The organism is Methylomarinovum caldicuralii, from assembly GCF_033126985.1.
Taxonomy (GTDB): Bacteria; Pseudomonadota; Gammaproteobacteria; order Methylococcales; family Methylothermaceae; genus Methylohalobius; species Methylohalobius caldicuralii.
The window spans coordinates 286,510-304,650 of record NZ_AP024714.1; the positions used below are offsets into that span (position 1 = coordinate 286,510).

The following is an 18,141-nucleotide window of genomic DNA, read 5'->3' on the forward strand; positions in this document are numbered from 1 at the left end:
CGCCAATGGCCGGGCCTCAGGCACTTGGATTTTGGGTACCATCGATCTCTCCCAGACAAATTCGGGCCACGGTTTCGGTGGCGTCCAGACGGGCGGCGCGGCGGGCGGCGGCGCCCATCTCCCGCAGCCTCTGCGGCGCGGCCGCCAGCTCGGCAAGGGTCTGCGCCAGACGGGCCGGGGTGAGCCGGTCCTGGGGCAACAGCCGCGCCGCCCCGCGCTGCACCAGATATTCGGCGTTGCGGGCCTGATGGTCGTCGATGGCGTGGGGGTAGGGCACCAGCACCCCCGCCACCCCGGCGGCCGCCAGCTCGCTGACGGTCATCGCCCCGGCGCGGCAGACCGCCAGATCCGCCCACCGCCACGCCGCCGCCATGTTGTCGATGAATTCGCTCACCCTGGCTGCGACGCCGGCCCGGCGGTAGGCGGCCTCGACCGCCGCTGCGTTCCCCCGGCCGCACTGGTGCCACACCTGCAGCGGTGAACCCATCTGGGCCAGCGCCTGGGGGACCACCTCGTTGAGGATCTGCGCCCCCAGGCTGCCGCCGACCACCAGCAGCCGAGGCGGGCCGTCGTGATCCGGCTTCGGGCCCAGGGCGGCGATCTCACAGCGCAAGGGATTTCCGGTCCAGCAGGGTTTGAGGCTGTCGGCGAAAGTGCCGGGAAAGCCCTCCAGCACCCGCTTCGCCCACGGCGCCAGCCAGCGGTTGGTGGTGCCGGGGACGCGGTTCTGTTCGTGGATCACCAGCGGGATTCCCTGCAGCCGGGCCATCACCCCACCGGGGCCGGCGGCATATCCCCCCATTCCCAGCACCACCTGGGGACGGCGGCGCCGCAGAACCCGGCCGGCCTGCCACAGGGCCCGCAGCAGCATCGCCGGCGCCGTCACCAGTCTTCCCACACCCTTGCCCCGCAACCCGCCGACGGTGATGGCGTCCAGGGGAAAGCCGGCGGCGTGCACCACCTGCTGCTCCAGCCCCCGCGCGCCGCCCATCCACACCACCTCGTGACCGTGGCCGCGCAGCCACTCGGCCACCGCCAGGGCCGGAAACACATGACCGCCGGTGCCGCCGGCGAGAATCATCACCCGCGCCACGGCTTCCTCCCCGGCGTCGCCGCCAGCGTTTCCCGCGCCTCGGCATACACCCGCTGCACCAGCCCCAGGGTCACCAGGTCGCACACCAGAGCGCTGCCGCCGTAACTGACCAGCGGCAGAGGCAGTCCCTTGGTGGGCAGGACGCCGAGGTTGACCCCCATGTTGATGAGCGCCGTCAGTCCCAGCAGCAACCCGATGCCATAGGCCAGCCAGGCGCCGAAGGCCTCGCCGGCGCGGGCGGCCAGTTCGGCGGTGCGGAAGATCCGCCACAGCAATGCGGCGAAGGCGAGCAGGATCCCCGCCACGCCGATCCACCCCAGCTCCTCGCCGATCACCGCGAGGATGAAATCGGTGTGCCCCTCGGGCAGATAGAACATCTTTTGGACGCTGTTGCCCAGGCCGACGCCGAAAGGCCCGCCCAGGCCGAAGGCGACCAGCGCCTGCACCAGCTGGTACCCCTCGTCGCGCGCATGGGCCCAGGGATCGAGAAAACCGATCACCCGCCGCATGCGATAGGGCTCGAAGATCACCAGCAGCGCCGCACCGCCGCCCAGCAGGGCGAACAGGCCCAGCACCGGCAGCAGACGCGCGCCGGCCAGAAACAACAGGGCGGCGGCGGCCGCCAGCAGCACGGCGGCGGCGCCGAAATCCGGCTCCCACAGCAGCAGCCCCACCCCCAGCCCCAGCAGCACCAGGGGGCGCAGCAGCGCCAGGGACTCGCGCCGCAGCGCCTCGCCGTGACGCACCAGATAACCGGCCAGATAGATCATCGCCACCAGCTTGAACGGCGCCGACACCTGCAGTCGCATAACCCCCGCGTCGAGCCAGCGGGTGCTGCCCTTGACCGTGACCCCGATTCCGGGCAGCTTCACCGCCACCAGCGCCGCCAGACCGAGCAGCAGCCACAGCGGCCCGGTCCGCTGCCAGAAACGCAGCGGGCAGCGCCACACCATCCAGGCCAGCGCCACTCCCAGCCCCAGATGCAGCACCTGGCGCACGGCGAAATCCAGCCCCCCGCCGTGCAGGTGCACCGAAGCCGAGGTCATCATCACCAGACCCAGCCCGGTCAGCGCCGCGCCGAGCGCCAGCAACGGCCCGTCGCAGGCGGGGGCGGCGCGGGGAGGGCTTAAGGTTACGCTGCCGACTGCCATCGCTGCACCAACGCGGTAAAGTGGTCGCCACGGTCCTGATAGTCGCGGAACTGGTCGAAGCTGGCGCAGGCCGGCGACAGCAGCACCGTGTCGCCGGCGCAGGCCTGACGCCGCGCCACCGCCACCGCCTGATCCAGGTCCTCCACCAGCGTCACCGGAACCGCCGGCGCCAGGGCTTCCGCCAGGCGCTGGCGGTCGCGGCCGTAGAGGATGGCTGCCTTCACCTTGCCGACGGCCGCGGCGCGCAGCGGAGTGAAATCCGCCCCCTTGCCGTCGCCGCCGGCGAGCAGCACGATCGGCCCCGCCAGACCGGCGATGGCCGCCCCGGTGGCGCCGACGTTGGTGCCCTTGGAGTCGTTGATCCAGGTCACGCCGTCGATTTCGGCTACCGTCTGCATCCGGTGCGGTAGGCCGGCAAAGCCGCGCAGGGCGCTCAACGCGGCCTCCCCGGGGAGGCCCGCCGCTTCCGCCAGCGCCAGCGCCGCCAGGGCGTTGGCCAGGTTGTGGCGCCCGCGCAGGGGAATCTCCGCCGCCGCCAGCAGCGGTTCGCCGCGGCGGGCCAACCAGGTCTGCCCCCCCTGGGTCTGAAGGTGCCAGTCGGCCCCGGCATCGAGGCTGAACTGCACCAGCCGCTGCGGCTGACGTCCGGCCAGCTGCATCACCTGACGGTCGTCAGTGTTGACCACCCGCCACCGGCTCCAGCGCAGCAGGCGGCCCTTGGCGGCGGCGTAGGCAGCGAAATTGCGGTGGTGGTCCAGGTGGTCGGGACTGAGGTTGAGCACCGCGCCCGCCAGCGGCCGCAGATACCGGCTGCGTTCCAGCTGGAAGCTCGACAGCTCGAGCACGTACAGCTGACACGCATCGTCCAGCAGGTCCAGCGCCGGCACCCCCAGATTGCCGCCGGCCCGCACCCGCAGACCGGAAGCGGCGGCCATCTCCGCCACCAGGGTGGTGACCGTGCTCTTGCCGTTGGAGCCGGTGACCGCCACCACCGGGGCGCCGGCGGCCGCGGCGAACAGATCGACGTCGCTCACCAGGGCGACGCCGCGTTCCAGGGTGGCGCGGATCTCGGGACGGTCCAGGGGCACGCCGGGACTGACCACCAGATGGGTGGCCCAGCTCAGGATGCTGGCGGAAAGGCCGCCGGTGAACACGCTGACGCCGGGCAGCTGACGCACGCTTTCCAGCCCGGGCGGCCGGTCGCGGGTGTCCGCCGCCAGACAGTCGATGCCGCGGGCATGCAGGTAACGCAGCACCGACACGCCGGTGCGGCCCAGGCCCACCACCGCCACCCGCGGCTCGTTTCCCAGCAAGGCATCCAGTCCGGTCATCACGGCTCACCTCAGTTTCAACGTTGCCAGTCCGATCAGCACCAGGATCACGGTGATGATCCAGAAGCGCACGATCACCTTGGGCTCGGGCCAGCCCTTGAGCTCGAAATGATGGTGCAGCGGCGCCATGCGGAAGATGCGCCGGCCGGTGAGCTTGAAGGACGCCACCTGGAGGATGACCGACACCGTCTCCATCACGAACACCCCGCCCATGATCATGAGTACGATTTCCTGACGCACCAGCACCGCCAGGATGCCCAGCGCCGCCCCCAGGGCCAGGGCGCCGATGTCGCCCATGAACACCTGGGCCGGATAGGCGTTGAACCACAGAAACCCCAGCCCCGCCCCCACCAGGGCGCCGCAGAACACCACCAGCTCGCCGACCCCCGGGATGTACGGCACCGCCAGATAGTCGGCGAAATGGCTGTGGCCGGAAACGTAGGCGAACACCCCCAGGGCCCCGCCCACCAGCACCGTGGGCAGGATCGCCAGGCCGTCGAGACCATCGGTGAGGTTGACCGCGTTGCTGGTGCCGACCACCACCAGGCAGGTGATCGGCACGTAACCCCAGCCCAGGTCCAGGCGGATGTCCTTGAAGAAGGGCAAGATGTAGGTCCATTCCGCCGCCACCTGGGCGCTGCGGTAGAGGAAAACCGCCGCCGCCGCCGCCACCGCCGTCTGCCAGAACAGCTTCTGGCGCGCCGAGATGCCCTTGCTGTTGCCCAGCACCAACTTCTTGTAGTCATCGACGAAGCCGATCACCCCGTAGGCCAGGGTAACCCCCAGCACCACCCAGACGAAGCGGTTGGCGAGATCGGCCCACAGCAGCGTGGTCACGGTGACCGCGATCAGGATCAGCAACCCGCCCATGGTGGGGGTGCCGGCCTTGCTCAGATGGCTCTGGGGACCGTCGTCGCGGATCGGCTGGGCGTAGCGCCCCAGGCGGCGGATCAACGGCGGACCGATGAGGAAGGACAGGATCAGCGCCGTCAGCACCGCCACGATGGCCCGCAGGGTCAGGTACTGGAAGACCCGGAACGGTCCGTACCAGTCGCTCAGCCATTGGGTCAGCTCGTACAGCATCAGGCGGCCTCCAGCGCGCGGACCACGTGTTCCAATCCCTGGCTGCGGGAACCCTTGACCAGAATCCGGGCGCCGCTGTGCAGGTGTTTGAGCGCTGCCTCGATCAGCGCCTCACGGGAGGAGAACCACTGCCCCCCGCCGCCGAAGCTGGCCACCGCCGCCTTGGCCTCCTCCCCCACGGCGAGCAGATAGGCGACCCGGTGGCGGCGCGCCAGCTGCCCCGCCTGGCGGTGCCAATAGGCGCTTTCCGGCCCCAGCTCGCCGAAAGCGCCGAGGACCACCCACGGCTCCCCCCCCAGCGCCGCCAGGGTTTCCAGACCGGCGGCGAAGGAAGCCGGATTGGCGTTGTAGCAGTCATCGAGCAGCCAGGCGCCTTCCCGGGCGGGCAACGGCCGCAGGCGGCCGGGCACCGGACCCAAGCCTTCCAGACCGGCGCGAATGACCTCCGGATCGCCTCCGGCCGCCAGGGCGGCGGCGATCGCCGCCAGGGCGTTGGCGACGTTGTGCCGTCCGGCCAACGCCAGATCCAGGGAAAAACGCCGCCCCAGTGCCTCGACTTCGAAGCGGTTGTGAAAGCGGCCGGCGGCGAACGCCAGGGGTGCCACCTCGACGGCGCGGACGTCGGCCTTGCCGAAGCCGAAGCTGAGAACCCGCCGCCCCCCGCTCAGGCGCCGCCACAGATCGAAGAAGGGATCGTCGGCGTTGAGCACCGCGGTTCCGTCGGGCGGCAGCGCGGCCAACAGCTCCCCCTTGGTGCGGGCGACCCCTTCGAGGGAGCCGAAACCCGCCAGATGGGCCGGCGCCGCCTGAGTGATGACGCCGACGTCGGGTTCCGCCAGGGCGGCGCAGTAGCCGATCTCGCCGGGATGGTTGGCCCCCATCTCCACCACCGCATGGCGCTGTGCCGCCGTCAGCCGCAGCAGGGTCAGGGGCACGCCGATGTCGTTGTTGAGGTTTCCCTGGGTTTTGAGCACCGCCGGTTCCCCGCCCAGGGCGGCGGCGATCATTTCCTTTACCGTGGTCTTGCCGTTGCTGCCGGTGACCCCAATCACCCGTCCCCGGAAAATGCGGCGGCGCCAGTGGCGCGCCAGCTGTCCCAGCGCCGCGCGGGTGTCTCTCACTTGCAGCTGCGGCAGTCCGCAGTCAACCGGCCGGGAGACCAGGGCGGCGGCGGCCCCGGCGGCGGCCGCCTGGGGCAGAAAGTCGTGGCCGTCGAAGCGCTCGCCCTGCAGGGCGACGTAGAGGGCGCCGCGCAACGGCTGACGGGTGTCGGTGCCGACACCTTCGAAGTCCGCATCCTCTCCCAAAAGCCGCCCCCCGAGCACCGGAGCCACTTCGCTCAAACGCATGTCGCCTCCTCTGCCAAACGGTTCTGAATCCATTCGCGGTCGCTGAAAGGCAGGCGCCGCTCTCCGACATCTTGCCAGGTTTCGTGGCCCTTGCCGGCCACCAGCACTACATCGCCTTCGCCGGCTTCGGCCAAGGCCCGGTCGATGGCCTCCCCCCGGTCGCGGACGATGCGGGGCGGACGCGCCATGCCGGCGGCGATGGCGGCGACGATCGCCGCGCCGTCCTCGGTGCGCGGGTTGTCGTCGGTGAGGATCACCGCGTCGGCCAGACGCTCGGCGATGCGCCCCATCAGCGGCCGCTTGCCGCGGTCGCGGTCGCCTCCGCAGCCGAACACCACCCACAGCCGCCCGCGGCAGTGGCGCCGCAGGCTGGTCAGCGCCATCTCCAGCGCCGCCGGGGTGTGGGCGTAGTCCACCACCACCAGGGGACGGCCCGGGGCCCGGAAGCATTCCATCCGCCCCGGCACCGGCACCAGCCGCCCCAGAGCCTCAGCGGCCCGGGGCAGCGACCACCCCTGCGCCAACAGCAGCGCCAGCACAGCCAGCGCGTTTTCCAGGTTGCCTTCCCCCAGCAGCCCCACCCGGACCGGGTGTGAGTCTCCCTGGAAGACCGCCCCGAATTCGATCCCCGCCGCGGTGAAGCGGACCTGCCGGGCCTGAACCACAGGGAAATCCGCCGCTGGCCGGGTGCGCCAGGCGAAACCGATCACCTCTCCGGTACAGGCTTCCCGCATTGTGGGCCAGACCGGATCGTCGAGGTTGACGACCGCCGCCTGCAGCCCGGGGCACGCCAGCAGGCGGCGCTTGGCGGCGGCATAGCGCTGGAGGTCACCGTGATAGTCGAGGTGGTCGCGGCTGAGGTTGGTCCACACCGCCGCATCGAAGGCCACTTCCGCCACCCGGCCCTGATCGAGGGCGTGGGAGGAAACCTCCATCGCCACCGTGGTCACGCCGGCGTCCCGCAGCGCCGCCAAGCGGCGCTGGGTGGCGACCGCCGGGGCGGTGGTGTGGGCGCTGGGATGCAGGCTTCCGGGCCGGCCCCAGCCCAGGGTGCCCATCACCGCCCCGCCGAGCACCTGGGCCAGATAGAAGCTGCAGGAGGTCTTGCCGTTGGTGCCGGTGACGCCGATGATCTCCATCTCCCGGCTGGGATGGCCGTAGAAGCGGGCCGCCAACGCACTGAGGCGACGGCCGAGCCCGGCCACCGCCACCGCCGGGACCGGGAGCGGCGGCACGGCATCGCCGGGCTCGTGGAGCACCACCACCGCGCCGTTTGCCGCGGCCTCGGTGGCGAAATCCAGCCCGTGGCGCCGCCGTCCCGGCAGGGCGATGAAGGCATCCCCCGGCCGCACCTCGGCGGCGTGTTCCGCCAGGCCGGTGATTTCGACATCCGGCCCGGCAACGTCGGGCAGCCAGTCGCGCAGCCGCATCACTGCAGCCCTCCCGCGCGCGCCAGCAGCGGCGGCGCCGCCGGAATCTCGTCCGGAGGGATGCCGAGCAGGCGCAGCGCCAGCCCCATCACCCGGGAGAACACCGGCGCCGCCACCTGACCGCCGTAATACGCCTTGCCCCGGGGCTCCTCGATCACCACCGCCAGCACCAGCCTGGGAGCGCTGGCCGGCGCCATACCGACGAACAGGCCGCGGTAGCGGTCCTCGGCATAACCGCCGGGGACGGCCACCTTGGCGGTCCCGGTCTTGCCGGCGACCCGGTAACCGGAAACCCGGGCCCGCCGGGCCGTCCCCTCGGGCGTCACCACCCCTTCGAGCATGTGACGTACCTGACGCGCCACCCCGGCGGGCAGGACCCGGCGGGGCTGCGGATCGGTGCTGCGGGGCAGCAGGGTGAGGGAATGGAGCATTCCGTCGTCGGCCAGCGCCGTGTAGGCACGCGCCAGTTGCAGGGTGGAGACGTTGAGGCCGTAACCGAACGCCAAGGTGGCCTGTTCGAAACGGCCCAGGCCGCGGGCTGCCGGCACGAAACCGTCCGCCTCACCGGGAAACTCGATCCCGGTAGGTTGCCCGAAGCCGAAATCGCGCAGACAGGCGGTAAAGCGGGCAGGCGACAGCCGCAGGGCCACCCGGGTGATGCCGACGTTGCTGGACTTGACCAGAATCCCGGCCAGATCGAGGACGCCGTGGCGGTGATGGTCACGCACCACGTGACGTCCCACCCGCAGCCACCCCGGGGCGGTGTCGATGCGTTCGCCGCTGCGGGCGACCCCTTCGCGCAGGGCGCAGGCCATGGCGAAGGGTTTGAGGGTGGAGCCGGGCTCGAACACGTCGGTGACCGCCCGATTGCGCCAGGCGGCGCGGCGGCGGCCGTCGCGCAGATTCGGGTTGAAGGTGGGCTGGTTGGCCAGCGCCAGCACCTCACCGGTCCTGGCATCGAGCAGGACCAGCATCCCCGCCCTGGCGTGGTGGCGGGCCACGGCGCGCTTCAGTTCCAGATAGGCCCAGTACTGCAGCCGCCGGTCGATGCTCAGGCGGACGTCGTGCCCGGGACGCGGCGCCTGCAGGCTCTCCATCGCCTCAATCAGCCGCCCCTTGCGGTCGCGGATGACCCGCACCTGCCCCGCCATGCCGGTCAGCTGGGTGTCAAAGCGGCGTTCCAACCCCTCCTGACCATGCTGGTCGATATCGGTGAAGCCCAGCAGATGGGCCGTCACCTCGGCGGCCGGATAGTAACGCCGGAATTCGGAGCGCAGGAACAGGCCGTCGAGATCGAGGGCCAGAACCCGTTCCGCCAGCGCCGGGGCCAGCTGGCGTTTGAGGTAGAGGAACGCTTGCTGGCGGTGGGCCGCGATCTTGTCTTCCAGGTCCTGCGGCCGCATCCCCAGCAACCGGGCGAGCCGGCGCAGCTGACCGGGTTCGGCGTGGAACCGGCGCGGATTGATGCACACCGCCTTGACCGGGGCGCTGAGCGCCAGCGGCACCCCCTGCCGGTCCAGCAGCCGCCCGCGGTGGGCCGGCAGGACCGCGGTGCGGATCTGCTGGCGGTCGCCGTAGCGGCGGTAGAAATCCCGCGCCCACACCTGGATGTAGAAGGCCCGCGCCAGAAGGCCGGCCAGCGCCAGGCCGAAGGTGCCCAGCAGCAGGTAGCGGCGCCAGGGGGCGACCAGGGTTGGGGCGGCCCGGGGGTTCATCGCCGCGGCACCGTCAGATAGACGATGGCGTCCGCTTCCGGCACCACCATGTCGAGACGCTGCTGCGCCAGGCGTTCGATGCGGGCCGGGTCGGCCCAGACGTGCTCCTCCAGCAGCAGCTGTTCCCGCTCCACCGCCAGGGCGTCGAGGCGGCGGGTCAGGCGCTGGATTTCGTTGAACAGCATGCGGCTGCGGTACTTGCCGTAAACCACACCCACCGCCGATGCGATCACCGCCATCCCCAGAATCCCTGTCAATACGGCCATTCGCTTCATCGACGTTCGGCGACGCGCAGAACGGCGCTTCGGGCCCGCGGGTTGCGGGCGATTTCCAGGGCGTCCGGACGGCGCTTGCCCAGATCCCGCAACGGCAGGTCGAGTTCGGAGACCACCACCGGCAGCTTGCGGGGCAGCGGCGCCGGACGGGAATGGCGGCGGATGAAGCGCTTGACGATACGGTCCTCGAGGGAATGGAAGGCAATGACAACCAGGCGGCCGCCGGGCGCCAGCACTTCCAGGGACTGGGCCAGCGCGGCCTCCAGCGCCTCCAGCTCGCGATTGACGTGGATGCGGATCGCCTGGAAGGTCCGGGTCGCCGGATGCTTGTGGCGCTCCCGCCGCGGGACGGCGCGCTCGACCAGTTCCGCCAGCTGGCGGGTGGTCCGCAGCGGCGTTTCCGTCCTCGCCCTGACGATGGTGCGGGCGATGCGGCGGGCGTAACGCTCCTCGCCGTAGCGGTGGATGACATCGGCCAGTTCGCGCTCGTCGGCCCGGGCCAACCACTCGGCGGCCGAAACCCCCACGGCGGGATTCATGCGCATGTCCAGCGGCCCTTCCTGGAGGAAGGCGAAGCCGCGGGCGGCGGTGTCCAGCTGCGGGGACGACACCCCCAGATCCAGCAACATGCCGGCCACGCGGCCCCAGAGGCCGGCCTCCCGCACCACCGCGCCGAGGTCGCGGAAATCCGCCTGCACCAGGGTGAAACGGGGGTCCCGGCGCAGCCGTTCCGCCTCGGCGGAAGCGACGGCGTCCGGATCCTTGTCGAGGGCGACAAGGCGCCCTTCGGGCCCCAGCCGTTCAAGAATCGCCCGGCTGTGCCCTCCCCGGCCGAAGGTACCGTCGAGATAGACACCGTCAGGCGCGAGCGCCAACCCTTCCAGGGCGGCCTCGAGCATGACCGGCAGATGTACCATCGCATCCATCGTCAAAGTTGCAAGTCGTTCAAATCGGGGGAAGCGGCCAGATCTTCCAGGCTCTCTTCTTCCATCCACACGTTGCGGCGCACGTCCCAGGCTTCCTCGTCCCAGATCTCGAACTTGGCGCCCACGCCGACCAGGGCCACGCTCTTGGTCAGATTGGCGTATTTGCGAAGCGGCGTGGACAACAGGAAACGTCCCTGGCCATCCAGCTCCCCCTCCTGGGCGTGCCCGATCAGAAGGCGTTGCAAACGCCGGGAACGGCGGTTCAGGCTGGACAACGCCAACAGCTGACGCTCCAGTGCCTGCCACTGGCGCCAGGGATACAGCCACAAACAACGGTTGTCGATGGCGATGGTGGCCACCAGACGCGTACCACCGAGATCCGCCCGGTGGCAGGCCGGGATCGCCACCCGGCCTTTGCTGTCCAGATTCAGGATATGGATGCCGCGGAACGGATTCCCCACTTGCCTGCACAATTCCCCACGCGTTGCGGGCACTATAAAGAAGCCGCTCACCCTTCGTCAAGCGTGACCGAAAAGCGACAAAGATTGGGAAAATCGCGACAGCTACGGGACCGGAAAACGGCTACGGAAAATCTCCGTCACCCGGGCCGGTGGCGTTCACTTTTTGCGATCAGGTTCTCAGTCCGCAGCCGCGCGCTGCTGGCGATAACCCAGAACCACCACCAGGAACGCGGCGAAATCGTAGAGGGAATGCACCAGGACCGGCACCAGCAGATTGCCGTCACTCACCTGCAACAGCCAGCCGAGATAGATGCCGGTCAGCATCGCCAGAACGGTGTACAGCAGCGTCACCGAATGCGCCAGCCCGAACAGCACGTTGCTGAGCAGCAGAGCCGGCCACGGCCCCCACAGGGATTCGAACCAGGGTTGCAGCAGGCCGCGGAACAGCGCCTCCTCGCAGATTCCTGCCAAGGCCGCCACGTAGGCCAGCTCATACCAGCGGCACCGGGACAGCAGCGGCCCCAGGGTTTCCAGCAACATCCGCTTGATGCGCTCCATCTGGGGGATTTCCAGCCGGTAGGCGACGCCGAAGAACAGCAGCAGCGGCAGCGTGCCCAGCAGCCCGAGGCTCAGCGCCCTCCCCTGCCAGCGCAGACCCGCCAGGGGGTTGCGCTCGAGCCACCAGCCCAGCAGAAAGGCCAGCACCAAAAGCCCACCCTCGAATGCGGTGGCAAGGGCGAGGAAACGGCCTTTGCTCATCGGCTCAGCCATGCCGATTCCAGCTTCAGGGTCCGTTTCAGGCGGGCCGCCTCGCGTTTGGCCGCCTGCTGGCTCGGGAACGGACCGACGCGCAGCCGATACCAGCGTTTGCCCTTGATCGTGACCGCATGGATTTCCGCCCTGACACCCTGACCGAGGTAACGCTGGCGCAGCTTTTCCGCCGCCTGACGGTCACCCAGGGAGGCGATCACCACGTACCAGCCGCCCGCAGGTTTCTTCGTGACCGGCGGCGGCTTGGCCGCCGGTGCGACCTGTTGGCGGCCTGCTTTCGCGGTCTTCAGGGATTTTTCCAGTTGCTCGAGGCGCGGGGGGATCTCCTGCAACCCGGCTTCCAGCTTCGCCACCCGCGCCCTGAGATCCGCCAGAGCACTCTCGTCGATCGCCGCGGGCGTCTGGCTCTGCCGGGCCAGTTCGTCGAGGCGGGCGTTCAGCTGGGCGATTTCGGACCGCAAGGCCGCCTCGTCGGCAGCCGGGGCCTCCGCCTGCTCCTCCAGCAGGGCGAGCGATTCCTGCAGCTGTTCGACCCGGTTGCCCTGGCGCAGCAGCAACACCCCGAGGATCAGCACCAGCACCAGCGCGGCCCCGCCCAGACCAACCGCGACCCACAGCAGCCTGTCGTCGCCACCGGCCGCTGGCGCCGGCCGCCGGGCGGTGAAGACGTCATCCCTGGGCTTCCCTGGACGCTGGGAGGAGAGGCTCAGGCTGTCGTCCTCCGGCTCCCAGTCGGCGCCCTCCGCCGCCTGCCGCTCCTGACGCTTGCGCGTCGCCTGGCGCAGACGTTCGTCGAAATCGGTGCGAATGTCTTCATTGTCGTCGCTCATGACGTCCCCTCCTCTGTCAGGCGCAAACATAACACAACCGCGACCGTCCCAAAACCTCGCTCCCGGTTGCCCCCGAAGTCTGCCGGCAAACGGCAGGATAGGGTGCAAACAACGGACGCCCGGCTTGTATAATGAACTTTTTGCCCACGCTATGTCCACGCTTCCCAAAGGCATCGTCGCTGCCGGCCATCCCGACACCGCCGCGGCGGCGACCGAGATCCTCGCCGCCGGCGGCAACGCCTTCGACGCGGCGGTGGCCGCCCACCTGGCCGCCTGCGTTGCCGAGCCGGTACTGGCCTCCCTGGGCGGCGGCGGCTATCTACTCAGTCACGACGGCCGTCAGGCCCGGCTGTTCGATTTCTTCGTCCAGACGCCCAAGTGCAAGCGCCCCCCGGAGGAGATCGAATTCTTCCCCATCCACGCCGATTTCGGCACCACCCGCCAGGAATTTCACATCGGCCGCGGCGCCATCGCCACCCCGGGTGTAGTCCGGGGACTGTGGCAGATCCAGCGCCGCCTGGGCCGGCTGCCGATGACGGAGGTGGCGCGCCCGGCCATCGAGCTGGCGCGCCACGGGGTTGTGGTCAATGACTTCCAGGCCTACATCTTCGACATCGTCGCCCCCATCTACCGGGCCCGACCGGAAACCTTCGCCGCGTACCGGAGCCCGAATCATCCGGACAAACTGGTGCAGGCAGGGGAGCGGTTGCGCCAACCGCACCTGGCCGACACCCTCGAGGCGCTGGCCCGCGAGGGGGAGGCGCTGTTCTACGAGGGCGAGATCGCCGCCGCCGTCGCCGCGCTGTGTGCCGAAGGCGGGCTGTTGACCCGGGCCGATCTGCAGAGCTATCCCGTCATCGAACGCCAGCCCCTGCGGCTGCGTTACCGCAACGCCGAAATCCTCACCAATCCCCCGCCCAGCTCCGGCGGAATCCTCATCGCCTTCTCCCTTGAACTGTTGTCCCATTTCAATTTGCACACCCTGCGCTTCGGCGGCCCGGGCCACGCCGGTCTGCTGGCCGCGGTTCAGGATCTGACCCGGCAGGTCCGCAACGAGCTCGACCTGGACGACACCCATCCCGGCCGTCATCCCGCCTTGCTGGCGCCTGCGGTCGTGGAACGCTATCTGGCCCGGCTGCGGGGCCATCCCCTGTGCCGCCGCGGCACCACCCACATCAGCGTCATGGATGCGGAGGGCAACTGCGCCAGCCTCACCACCAGCAATGGGGAGGGCTGCGGCTGGCTGATCCCGGGCACCGGCATCATGCTCAACAACATGCTCGGCGAGGCCGACCTCAACCCCCACGGTTTCTTCCAGTGGCCCTGCGACACCCGAATGACCTCGATGATGGCCCCTTCCCTGGCGCGCCTGCCCGGGCGCACCGTAGCCCTCGGCTCGGGCGGCTCCAACCGCCTCAGGACCGCGATCCTGCAGGTGCTGGTCAACCTGATCGACTTCCGGATGCCTCTGGCCGAGGCGGTCGCCGCCCCGCGCCTGCATCTGGAGGAAAGCGTCGTCAACCTGGAACCGGGTTTCGAGGAAACCGCCGTGGCCCGGCTGGCGTCCAACTACGAAGTCAAAGCCTGGCCGGCCCCCAATCTGTTCTTCGGCGGCGTCCATGCGGTCGCCCGCGGCCCGGAGGGGTTCGAGGGCGCCGGCGATCCGCGCCGCGGCGGCGTGTGCCGCCGGGTATGAGCAGGCGTGATAGAATTCCCGAACTTTAAGGACGTGACCTGCACATGAGCCAACCACGCAAGGCAGTCGCCCTCATTTCCGGTGGTCTCGATTCCATGCTCGCTGCCAAGGTGATCATGGAACAGGGGATCCACGTGGAGGGCATCAATTTCTTCACCGGATTCTGCGTCGAGGGCCACACCCACGCGATCCGCAAGCGCGACCAGAAAAAACCCAAGCGCAACAACGCGCTGTGGGTGGCCGAGCAGCTGGGGATCAAACTCCACATCATCGACATCATCGAGGAATACAAGGATGTGGTGATCAATCCCAAGCACGGCTACGGCGCCAACCTCAATCCCTGCCTCGACTGCAAAATCTTCATGGTCGGCAAGGCATACCAGTGGATGCGGGAAAACGGCTTCGACTTCATCATCACCGGCGAGGTGATCGGCCAGCGTCCCAAGTCCCAGCGCAAGGACACCATGCCGGTGGTGGCGCGCGAATCCGGGGTCGGCGACCTGCTGCTGCGCCCCCTGTGCGCCAAGAACCTGCCACCCACCAAACCGGAGCGGGAAGGCTGGGTGGACCGGGACAAGCTCTACGATTTCTCCGGCCGCACCCGCAAGCCGCAGATGGCGCTGGCCAGGCAGTTCGGGCTGGTGGATTACGCCCAGCCCGCCGGCGGCTGCTGCTTCCTCACCGACGAGAACTATTCGCGCAAGCTCGCCGATCTGTGGCAGGCCCGCGGCCACCGCGATTACGAACTGGACGACATCATGCTGCTGAAGGTGGGACGCCACCTCCGCCCCCGGCCCCACTTCAAGCTCATCGTCGCCCGCGAGGAGGGGGAGGGCCGCTTCCTGCAAGGGTACAAAAACCGCTTCGTCCATCTGTTCCCCACCAGCCATTCCGGCCCCCTGACCCTGATCGACGGCCAGCCCGCCGATGAGGACCTGGAACTGGCGGCCCGGATCGTGGCCCGCTACAGCCAGGGCCGCAACGCCGATCAGGTGACGGTCAAGGCGGTCACGCCCGAAGGGGAGGAAAAGGAATGCACCGTCGCCCCCCTCAAGCCCCACGAAATCCCGCCGGAGTGGGTGCTGTGAGCCGGGAGACCGTCGACGCCAGGGGGCTGTTGTGCCCGCTGCCGGTGATCCGCCTCCAGGAGGCGCTCCGGGATTTCACCCCGGGGACCGAGGTGGAGGTGATCGGCACCGATCCCGGCGTCCTTCACGACATCCCCGCCTGGTGCCGGGTCCATGGCCACCAGGTGGTGAAGACCGAGAAGGGCAGGGATGAATACAGGGTCGTCCTGATCGTGGGGAAATGAGCGCCACCGACCTGCGCCAACAGCAGTCCCGCGCCAAACGCCGGGTCACCCTGGTAGGGGCGCTGGTCAACCTGCTGCTCGGGATCGGCAAGATCGTCGCCGGTTGCTATGGCCGCTCCCAGGCGCTGATCGCCGACGGCATCCATTCCCTCTCCGATCTGCTGACCGACGTCCTGGTGCTGGCGACCCTGCGCATCGCCGGCCAGGCGGCCGACGAATCCCACCCTTACGGTCACGCCCGCTTCGAAACCATCGCCACGGTGCTGCTGGGGCTGGCGCTCATCGGCGTCGCCGGCGGGGTGGTGTGGGACGCGGCCCAGCGGCTCCAGGGAGAAGCGCCCCTGTGGCATCCCAACGTCTGGGCCCTGGCGGCGGCGGCGGTGTCGATCCTGGCCAAGGAAGCTTTGTACCACTATACCCGTCACGTGGCCCTCAAGACCCGCTCGCGCCTGCTCCAGGCCAATGCCTGGCACCACCGCTCCGACGCCATCTCCTCGGTAGTGGTCCTGGCCGGAGTAGTGGGCGTGCTGTACGGCTATCACTTCGCCGACGCGGTGGCCGCCATCGTCGTCGGCCTGCTGATCGCCAAGATCGGCTTTGGCCTGGTGATCGAAAGCACCCGCGAACTGGTGGACACCGCCCTGCCCGCCCACAAGGTCAAGGCCATCGAGGCAGCCATCCGCGACACCGAGGGGGTGCGCTCCCTGCACTCGCTGCGAACCCGGCAGATGGGCGGCGAGGCCCTGGTGGACGTCCACATCCAGGTGCCGCCGGACATCTCCGTCTCCGAGGGCCACGCCATCGCCGACAAGGTGCGCGACCGCCTGCTGCAGGAATTCGAGGACATCACCGACGTCACTGTCCACATCGACGCCGAACGCGACCTCGACCAGCCCGCCCTGAAATTACCCCTGCGGCGCGAGGTGGTCGAGCGCCTGTGCCGGGCCTGGCGCCATCTGCCCTACGCCGACCGGATCGAGCGCATCCATCTGCACTATCTCGGCGGCAAGATTCACGTGGAGGTCTATCTGCCGGTGCAGCTGATCCAGACGGGCGCCGATCCGGCAAAGATCGCGGCGGAATTGCGCGCGGCGGTCAAACCCTTTAACTTTATCGGTTCGGTTCGGGTCCATTTCACGGCCGAACCGCCCGGTCGCACCAACCCGGTGCGGGACGCACCATTTGGGTGCAATTGAGCGAGACGGTTTCTTCCAGGCCGGCCGCCGGCGGATGCTTTAACTGGCATGGTGTCTGCTAAGAACACCTTTTGTTGTCTTTTCATCTCAACGAGGTAACCCAATGTCCGTGGACAAGGTATTCGAAATCATCAAAGAAAAAGAAATCGAGTTCGTCGATCTGCGCTTCGCCGACACCAAGGGCAAGGAACAGCACGTCACGGTTCCGGCCCACACCATCGACGAGGATTTCTTCGAAAACGGCAAGATGTTCGACGGCTCCTCCATCGCCGGCTGGAAGGGAATCCAAGAATCGGACATGATCCTGATGCCCGACCCTGACACCGCCTTCGAGGATCCCTTCTTCGAATCCCCCACCCTGGTGCTGCGCTGCGACATCGTCGAACCCAGCACCGGCGAAGGCTACGAACGCTGCCCCCGGTCGCTGGCCAAACGCGCCGAGGCCTACATGAAGTCCACCGGCATCGCCGACACCGCCCTGTTCGGCCCGGAAAATGAATTCTTCATCTTCGACGACGTGCGCTGGGGCGCCGACATCCACCGCTGCTTCTACGAAGTGGATTCCGAGGAAGCCGGCTGGAACACCGAAAAGGTCTACGAAGGCGGCAACATCGGCCACCGGCCCGGCCCCAAGGGCGGCTATTTCCCGGTCCCGCCGGTGGATCAGCTCCAGGACGTGCGCTCAGCCATGTGCGAAACCCTGGAGGAGGTCGGCATCAAGACCGAGGTGCACCACCACGAAGTGGCCACCGCGGGCCAATGCGAGATCGGCGTCGCCTGCAACACCCTGGTGAAGAAGGCCGACGAGGTGCTGATCCTCAAGTACGTGGTGATGAACGTGGCCCACGCCTTCGGCAAGACCGCCACCTTCATGCCCAAACCCCTGGTGGGGGACAACGGCAGCGGCATGCACGTGCATCAGTCCCTGGCCAAGGACGGAAAGAACCTGTTCACCGGCGACCTGTACGGGGGGCTTTCGGAAACCGCCCTCTATTACATCGGCGGCATCCTCAAGCACGCCCGCGCCATCAACGCCTTCACCAACGCCTCCACCAACAGCTACAAGCGCCTGGTGCCGGGCTTCGAGGCGCCGGTGATGCTGGCCTACTCGGCCCGTAACCGTTCCGCCTCCATCCGCGTGCCCTTCATCGCCAACCCCAAGGCCCGCCGTATCGAAGTGCGCTTCCCCGACTCCACCGCCAATCCGTACCTGGCCTTCTCCGCCATGCTGATGGCCGGCCTCGACGGCATCCTCAACAAGATCCATCCCGGCGACGCCATGGACAAGAACCTCTACGACCTGCCGCCGGAAGAGGAAGCCAACATTCCCAAGGTGTGCTTCTCCTTCGACGAGGCCCTCAAGGCGCTGGACGAGGACCGGGAATTCCTGAAGGCCGGCGGCGTGTTCACCGACGACATGATCGACGCCTACATCGAACTGAAGATGGAGGAAGTCACCCGCCTGCGGATGAGCACCCATCCGGTCGAGTTCGACATGTACTACAGCCTGTAAGGCTAAAAC

Annotated in this window: 17 protein-coding genes; 5 read left to right on the forward strand and 12 right to left on the reverse strand. The window is 68.8% G+C overall.

The annotated features are described in order from the left end of the window. Positions 1-16 precede the first annotated feature (16 nt). From murG to MCIT9_RS01565, 12 genes are all read right to left on the reverse strand, one after another. A complete protein-coding gene (gene murG / locus MCIT9_RS01510; protein WP_317705669.1) occupies positions 17-1,093 on the reverse strand; it encodes an undecaprenyldiphospho-muramoylpentapeptide beta-N-acetylglucosaminyltransferase in 1,077 nt (358 codons plus the stop codon). Beyond that, positions 1,081-2,244: a putative lipid II flippase FtsW gene (gene ftsW / locus MCIT9_RS01515; RefSeq protein ID WP_317705670.1), complete on the reverse strand. Its 1,164-nt coding sequence runs from the start codon at positions 2,242-2,244 to the stop codon at positions 1,081-1,083. The genes murG and ftsW overlap by 13 nt, the downstream gene beginning before the upstream one ends. Continuing rightward, positions 2,226-3,575, reverse strand: coding sequence for a UDP-N-acetylmuramoyl-L-alanine--D-glutamate ligase (gene murD, locus MCIT9_RS01520; RefSeq protein ID WP_317705671.1), 1,350 nt, complete (start codon positions 3,573-3,575; stop codon positions 2,226-2,228). The genes ftsW and murD overlap by 19 nt, the downstream gene beginning before the upstream one ends. Before the next feature lie 6 nt (positions 3,576-3,581). Then, complete coding sequence (gene mraY, locus MCIT9_RS01525; protein ID WP_317705672.1) at positions 3,582-4,658, reverse strand: phospho-N-acetylmuramoyl-pentapeptide-transferase; 1,077 nt, start codon at positions 4,656-4,658, stop codon at positions 3,582-3,584. Further along, positions 4,658-6,007: a UDP-N-acetylmuramoyl-tripeptide--D-alanyl-D-alanine ligase gene (locus MCIT9_RS01530; protein ID WP_317705673.1), complete on the reverse strand. Its 1,350-nt coding sequence runs from the start codon at positions 6,005-6,007 to the stop codon at positions 4,658-4,660. The genes mraY and MCIT9_RS01530 overlap by 1 nt, the downstream gene beginning before the upstream one ends. After that, positions 5,998-7,437: a UDP-N-acetylmuramoyl-L-alanyl-D-glutamate--2,6-diaminopimelate ligase gene (locus MCIT9_RS01535; protein WP_317706683.1), complete on the reverse strand. Its 1,440-nt coding sequence runs from the start codon at positions 7,435-7,437 to the stop codon at positions 5,998-6,000. The genes MCIT9_RS01530 and MCIT9_RS01535 overlap by 10 nt, the downstream gene beginning before the upstream one ends. Then, positions 7,437-9,152 carry a peptidoglycan D,D-transpeptidase FtsI family protein gene (locus tag MCIT9_RS01540; RefSeq protein WP_317705674.1) on the reverse strand — a complete coding sequence of 572 codons (1,716 nt, stop codon included), beginning with the start codon at positions 9,150-9,152 and terminating at the stop codon, positions 7,437-7,439. The genes MCIT9_RS01535 and MCIT9_RS01540 overlap by 1 nt, the downstream gene beginning before the upstream one ends. Continuing rightward, complete coding sequence (gene ftsL / locus MCIT9_RS01545; protein ID WP_317705675.1) at positions 9,149-9,418, reverse strand: cell division protein FtsL; 270 nt, start codon at positions 9,416-9,418, stop codon at positions 9,149-9,151. Before ftsL ends, MCIT9_RS01540 begins: the two co-directional genes overlap by 4 nt. A 5-nt stretch (positions 9,419-9,423) precedes the next feature. Beyond that, a complete protein-coding gene (gene rsmH, locus MCIT9_RS01550) occupies positions 9,424-10,353 on the reverse strand; it encodes a 16S rRNA (cytosine(1402)-N(4))-methyltransferase RsmH (protein WP_422880185.1) in 930 nt (309 codons plus the stop codon). Between the two features lie 2 nt (positions 10,354-10,355). Continuing rightward, the gene (gene mraZ / locus MCIT9_RS01555; protein ID WP_317705677.1) at positions 10,356-10,814 is read right to left on the reverse strand and encodes a division/cell wall cluster transcriptional repressor MraZ; all 459 of its coding nucleotides are present in this window, start codon (positions 10,812-10,814) and stop codon (positions 10,356-10,358) included. A gap of 177 nt (positions 10,815-10,991) precedes the next feature. Next, positions 10,992-11,573 (reverse strand): CPBP family intramembrane glutamic endopeptidase, encoded by a 582-nt coding sequence (locus tag MCIT9_RS01560; RefSeq protein WP_317705678.1) that lies wholly within the window; start codon positions 11,571-11,573, stop codon positions 10,992-10,994. Further along, positions 11,570-12,415: an SPOR domain-containing protein gene (locus MCIT9_RS01565; protein WP_317705679.1), complete on the reverse strand. Its 846-nt coding sequence runs from the start codon at positions 12,413-12,415 to the stop codon at positions 11,570-11,572. The genes MCIT9_RS01560 and MCIT9_RS01565 overlap by 4 nt, the downstream gene beginning before the upstream one ends. A gap of 151 nt (positions 12,416-12,566) precedes the next feature. Between MCIT9_RS01565 and MCIT9_RS01570 the strand changes: the two genes are divergently transcribed. The 5 genes from MCIT9_RS01570 to glnA all read left to right on the forward strand — a co-directional run bounded on the left by MCIT9_RS01570 (position 12,567) and on the right by glnA (position 18,132). Next, the gene (locus MCIT9_RS01570; RefSeq protein WP_317705680.1) at positions 12,567-14,111 is read left to right on the forward strand and encodes a gamma-glutamyltransferase family protein; all 1,545 of its coding nucleotides are present in this window, start codon (positions 12,567-12,569) and stop codon (positions 14,109-14,111) included. Between the two features lie 44 nt (positions 14,112-14,155). Next, the gene (locus MCIT9_RS01575) at positions 14,156-15,199 is read left to right on the forward strand and encodes a tRNA (5-methylaminomethyl-2-thiouridylate)-methyltransferase (protein WP_317705681.1); all 1,044 of its coding nucleotides are present in this window, start codon (positions 14,156-14,158) and stop codon (positions 15,197-15,199) included. Continuing rightward, positions 15,196-15,423, forward strand: a complete 228-nt coding sequence (locus tag MCIT9_RS01580; RefSeq protein ID WP_317705682.1) for a sulfurtransferase TusA family protein — start codon at positions 15,196-15,198, stop codon at positions 15,421-15,423. The genes MCIT9_RS01575 and MCIT9_RS01580 overlap by 4 nt, the downstream gene beginning before the upstream one ends. Further along, the gene (locus MCIT9_RS01585; RefSeq protein ID WP_317705683.1) at positions 15,420-16,619 is read left to right on the forward strand and encodes a cation diffusion facilitator family transporter; all 1,200 of its coding nucleotides are present in this window, start codon (positions 15,420-15,422) and stop codon (positions 16,617-16,619) included. Before MCIT9_RS01580 ends, MCIT9_RS01585 begins: the two co-directional genes overlap by 4 nt. Positions 16,620-16,722: 103 nt before the next feature. Further along, entirely contained in the window at positions 16,723-18,132 is a 1,410-nt protein-coding gene (gene glnA, locus MCIT9_RS01590) for a glutamate--ammonia ligase (protein WP_317705684.1), read from the forward strand. Positions 18,133-18,141 lie beyond the last annotated feature (9 nt).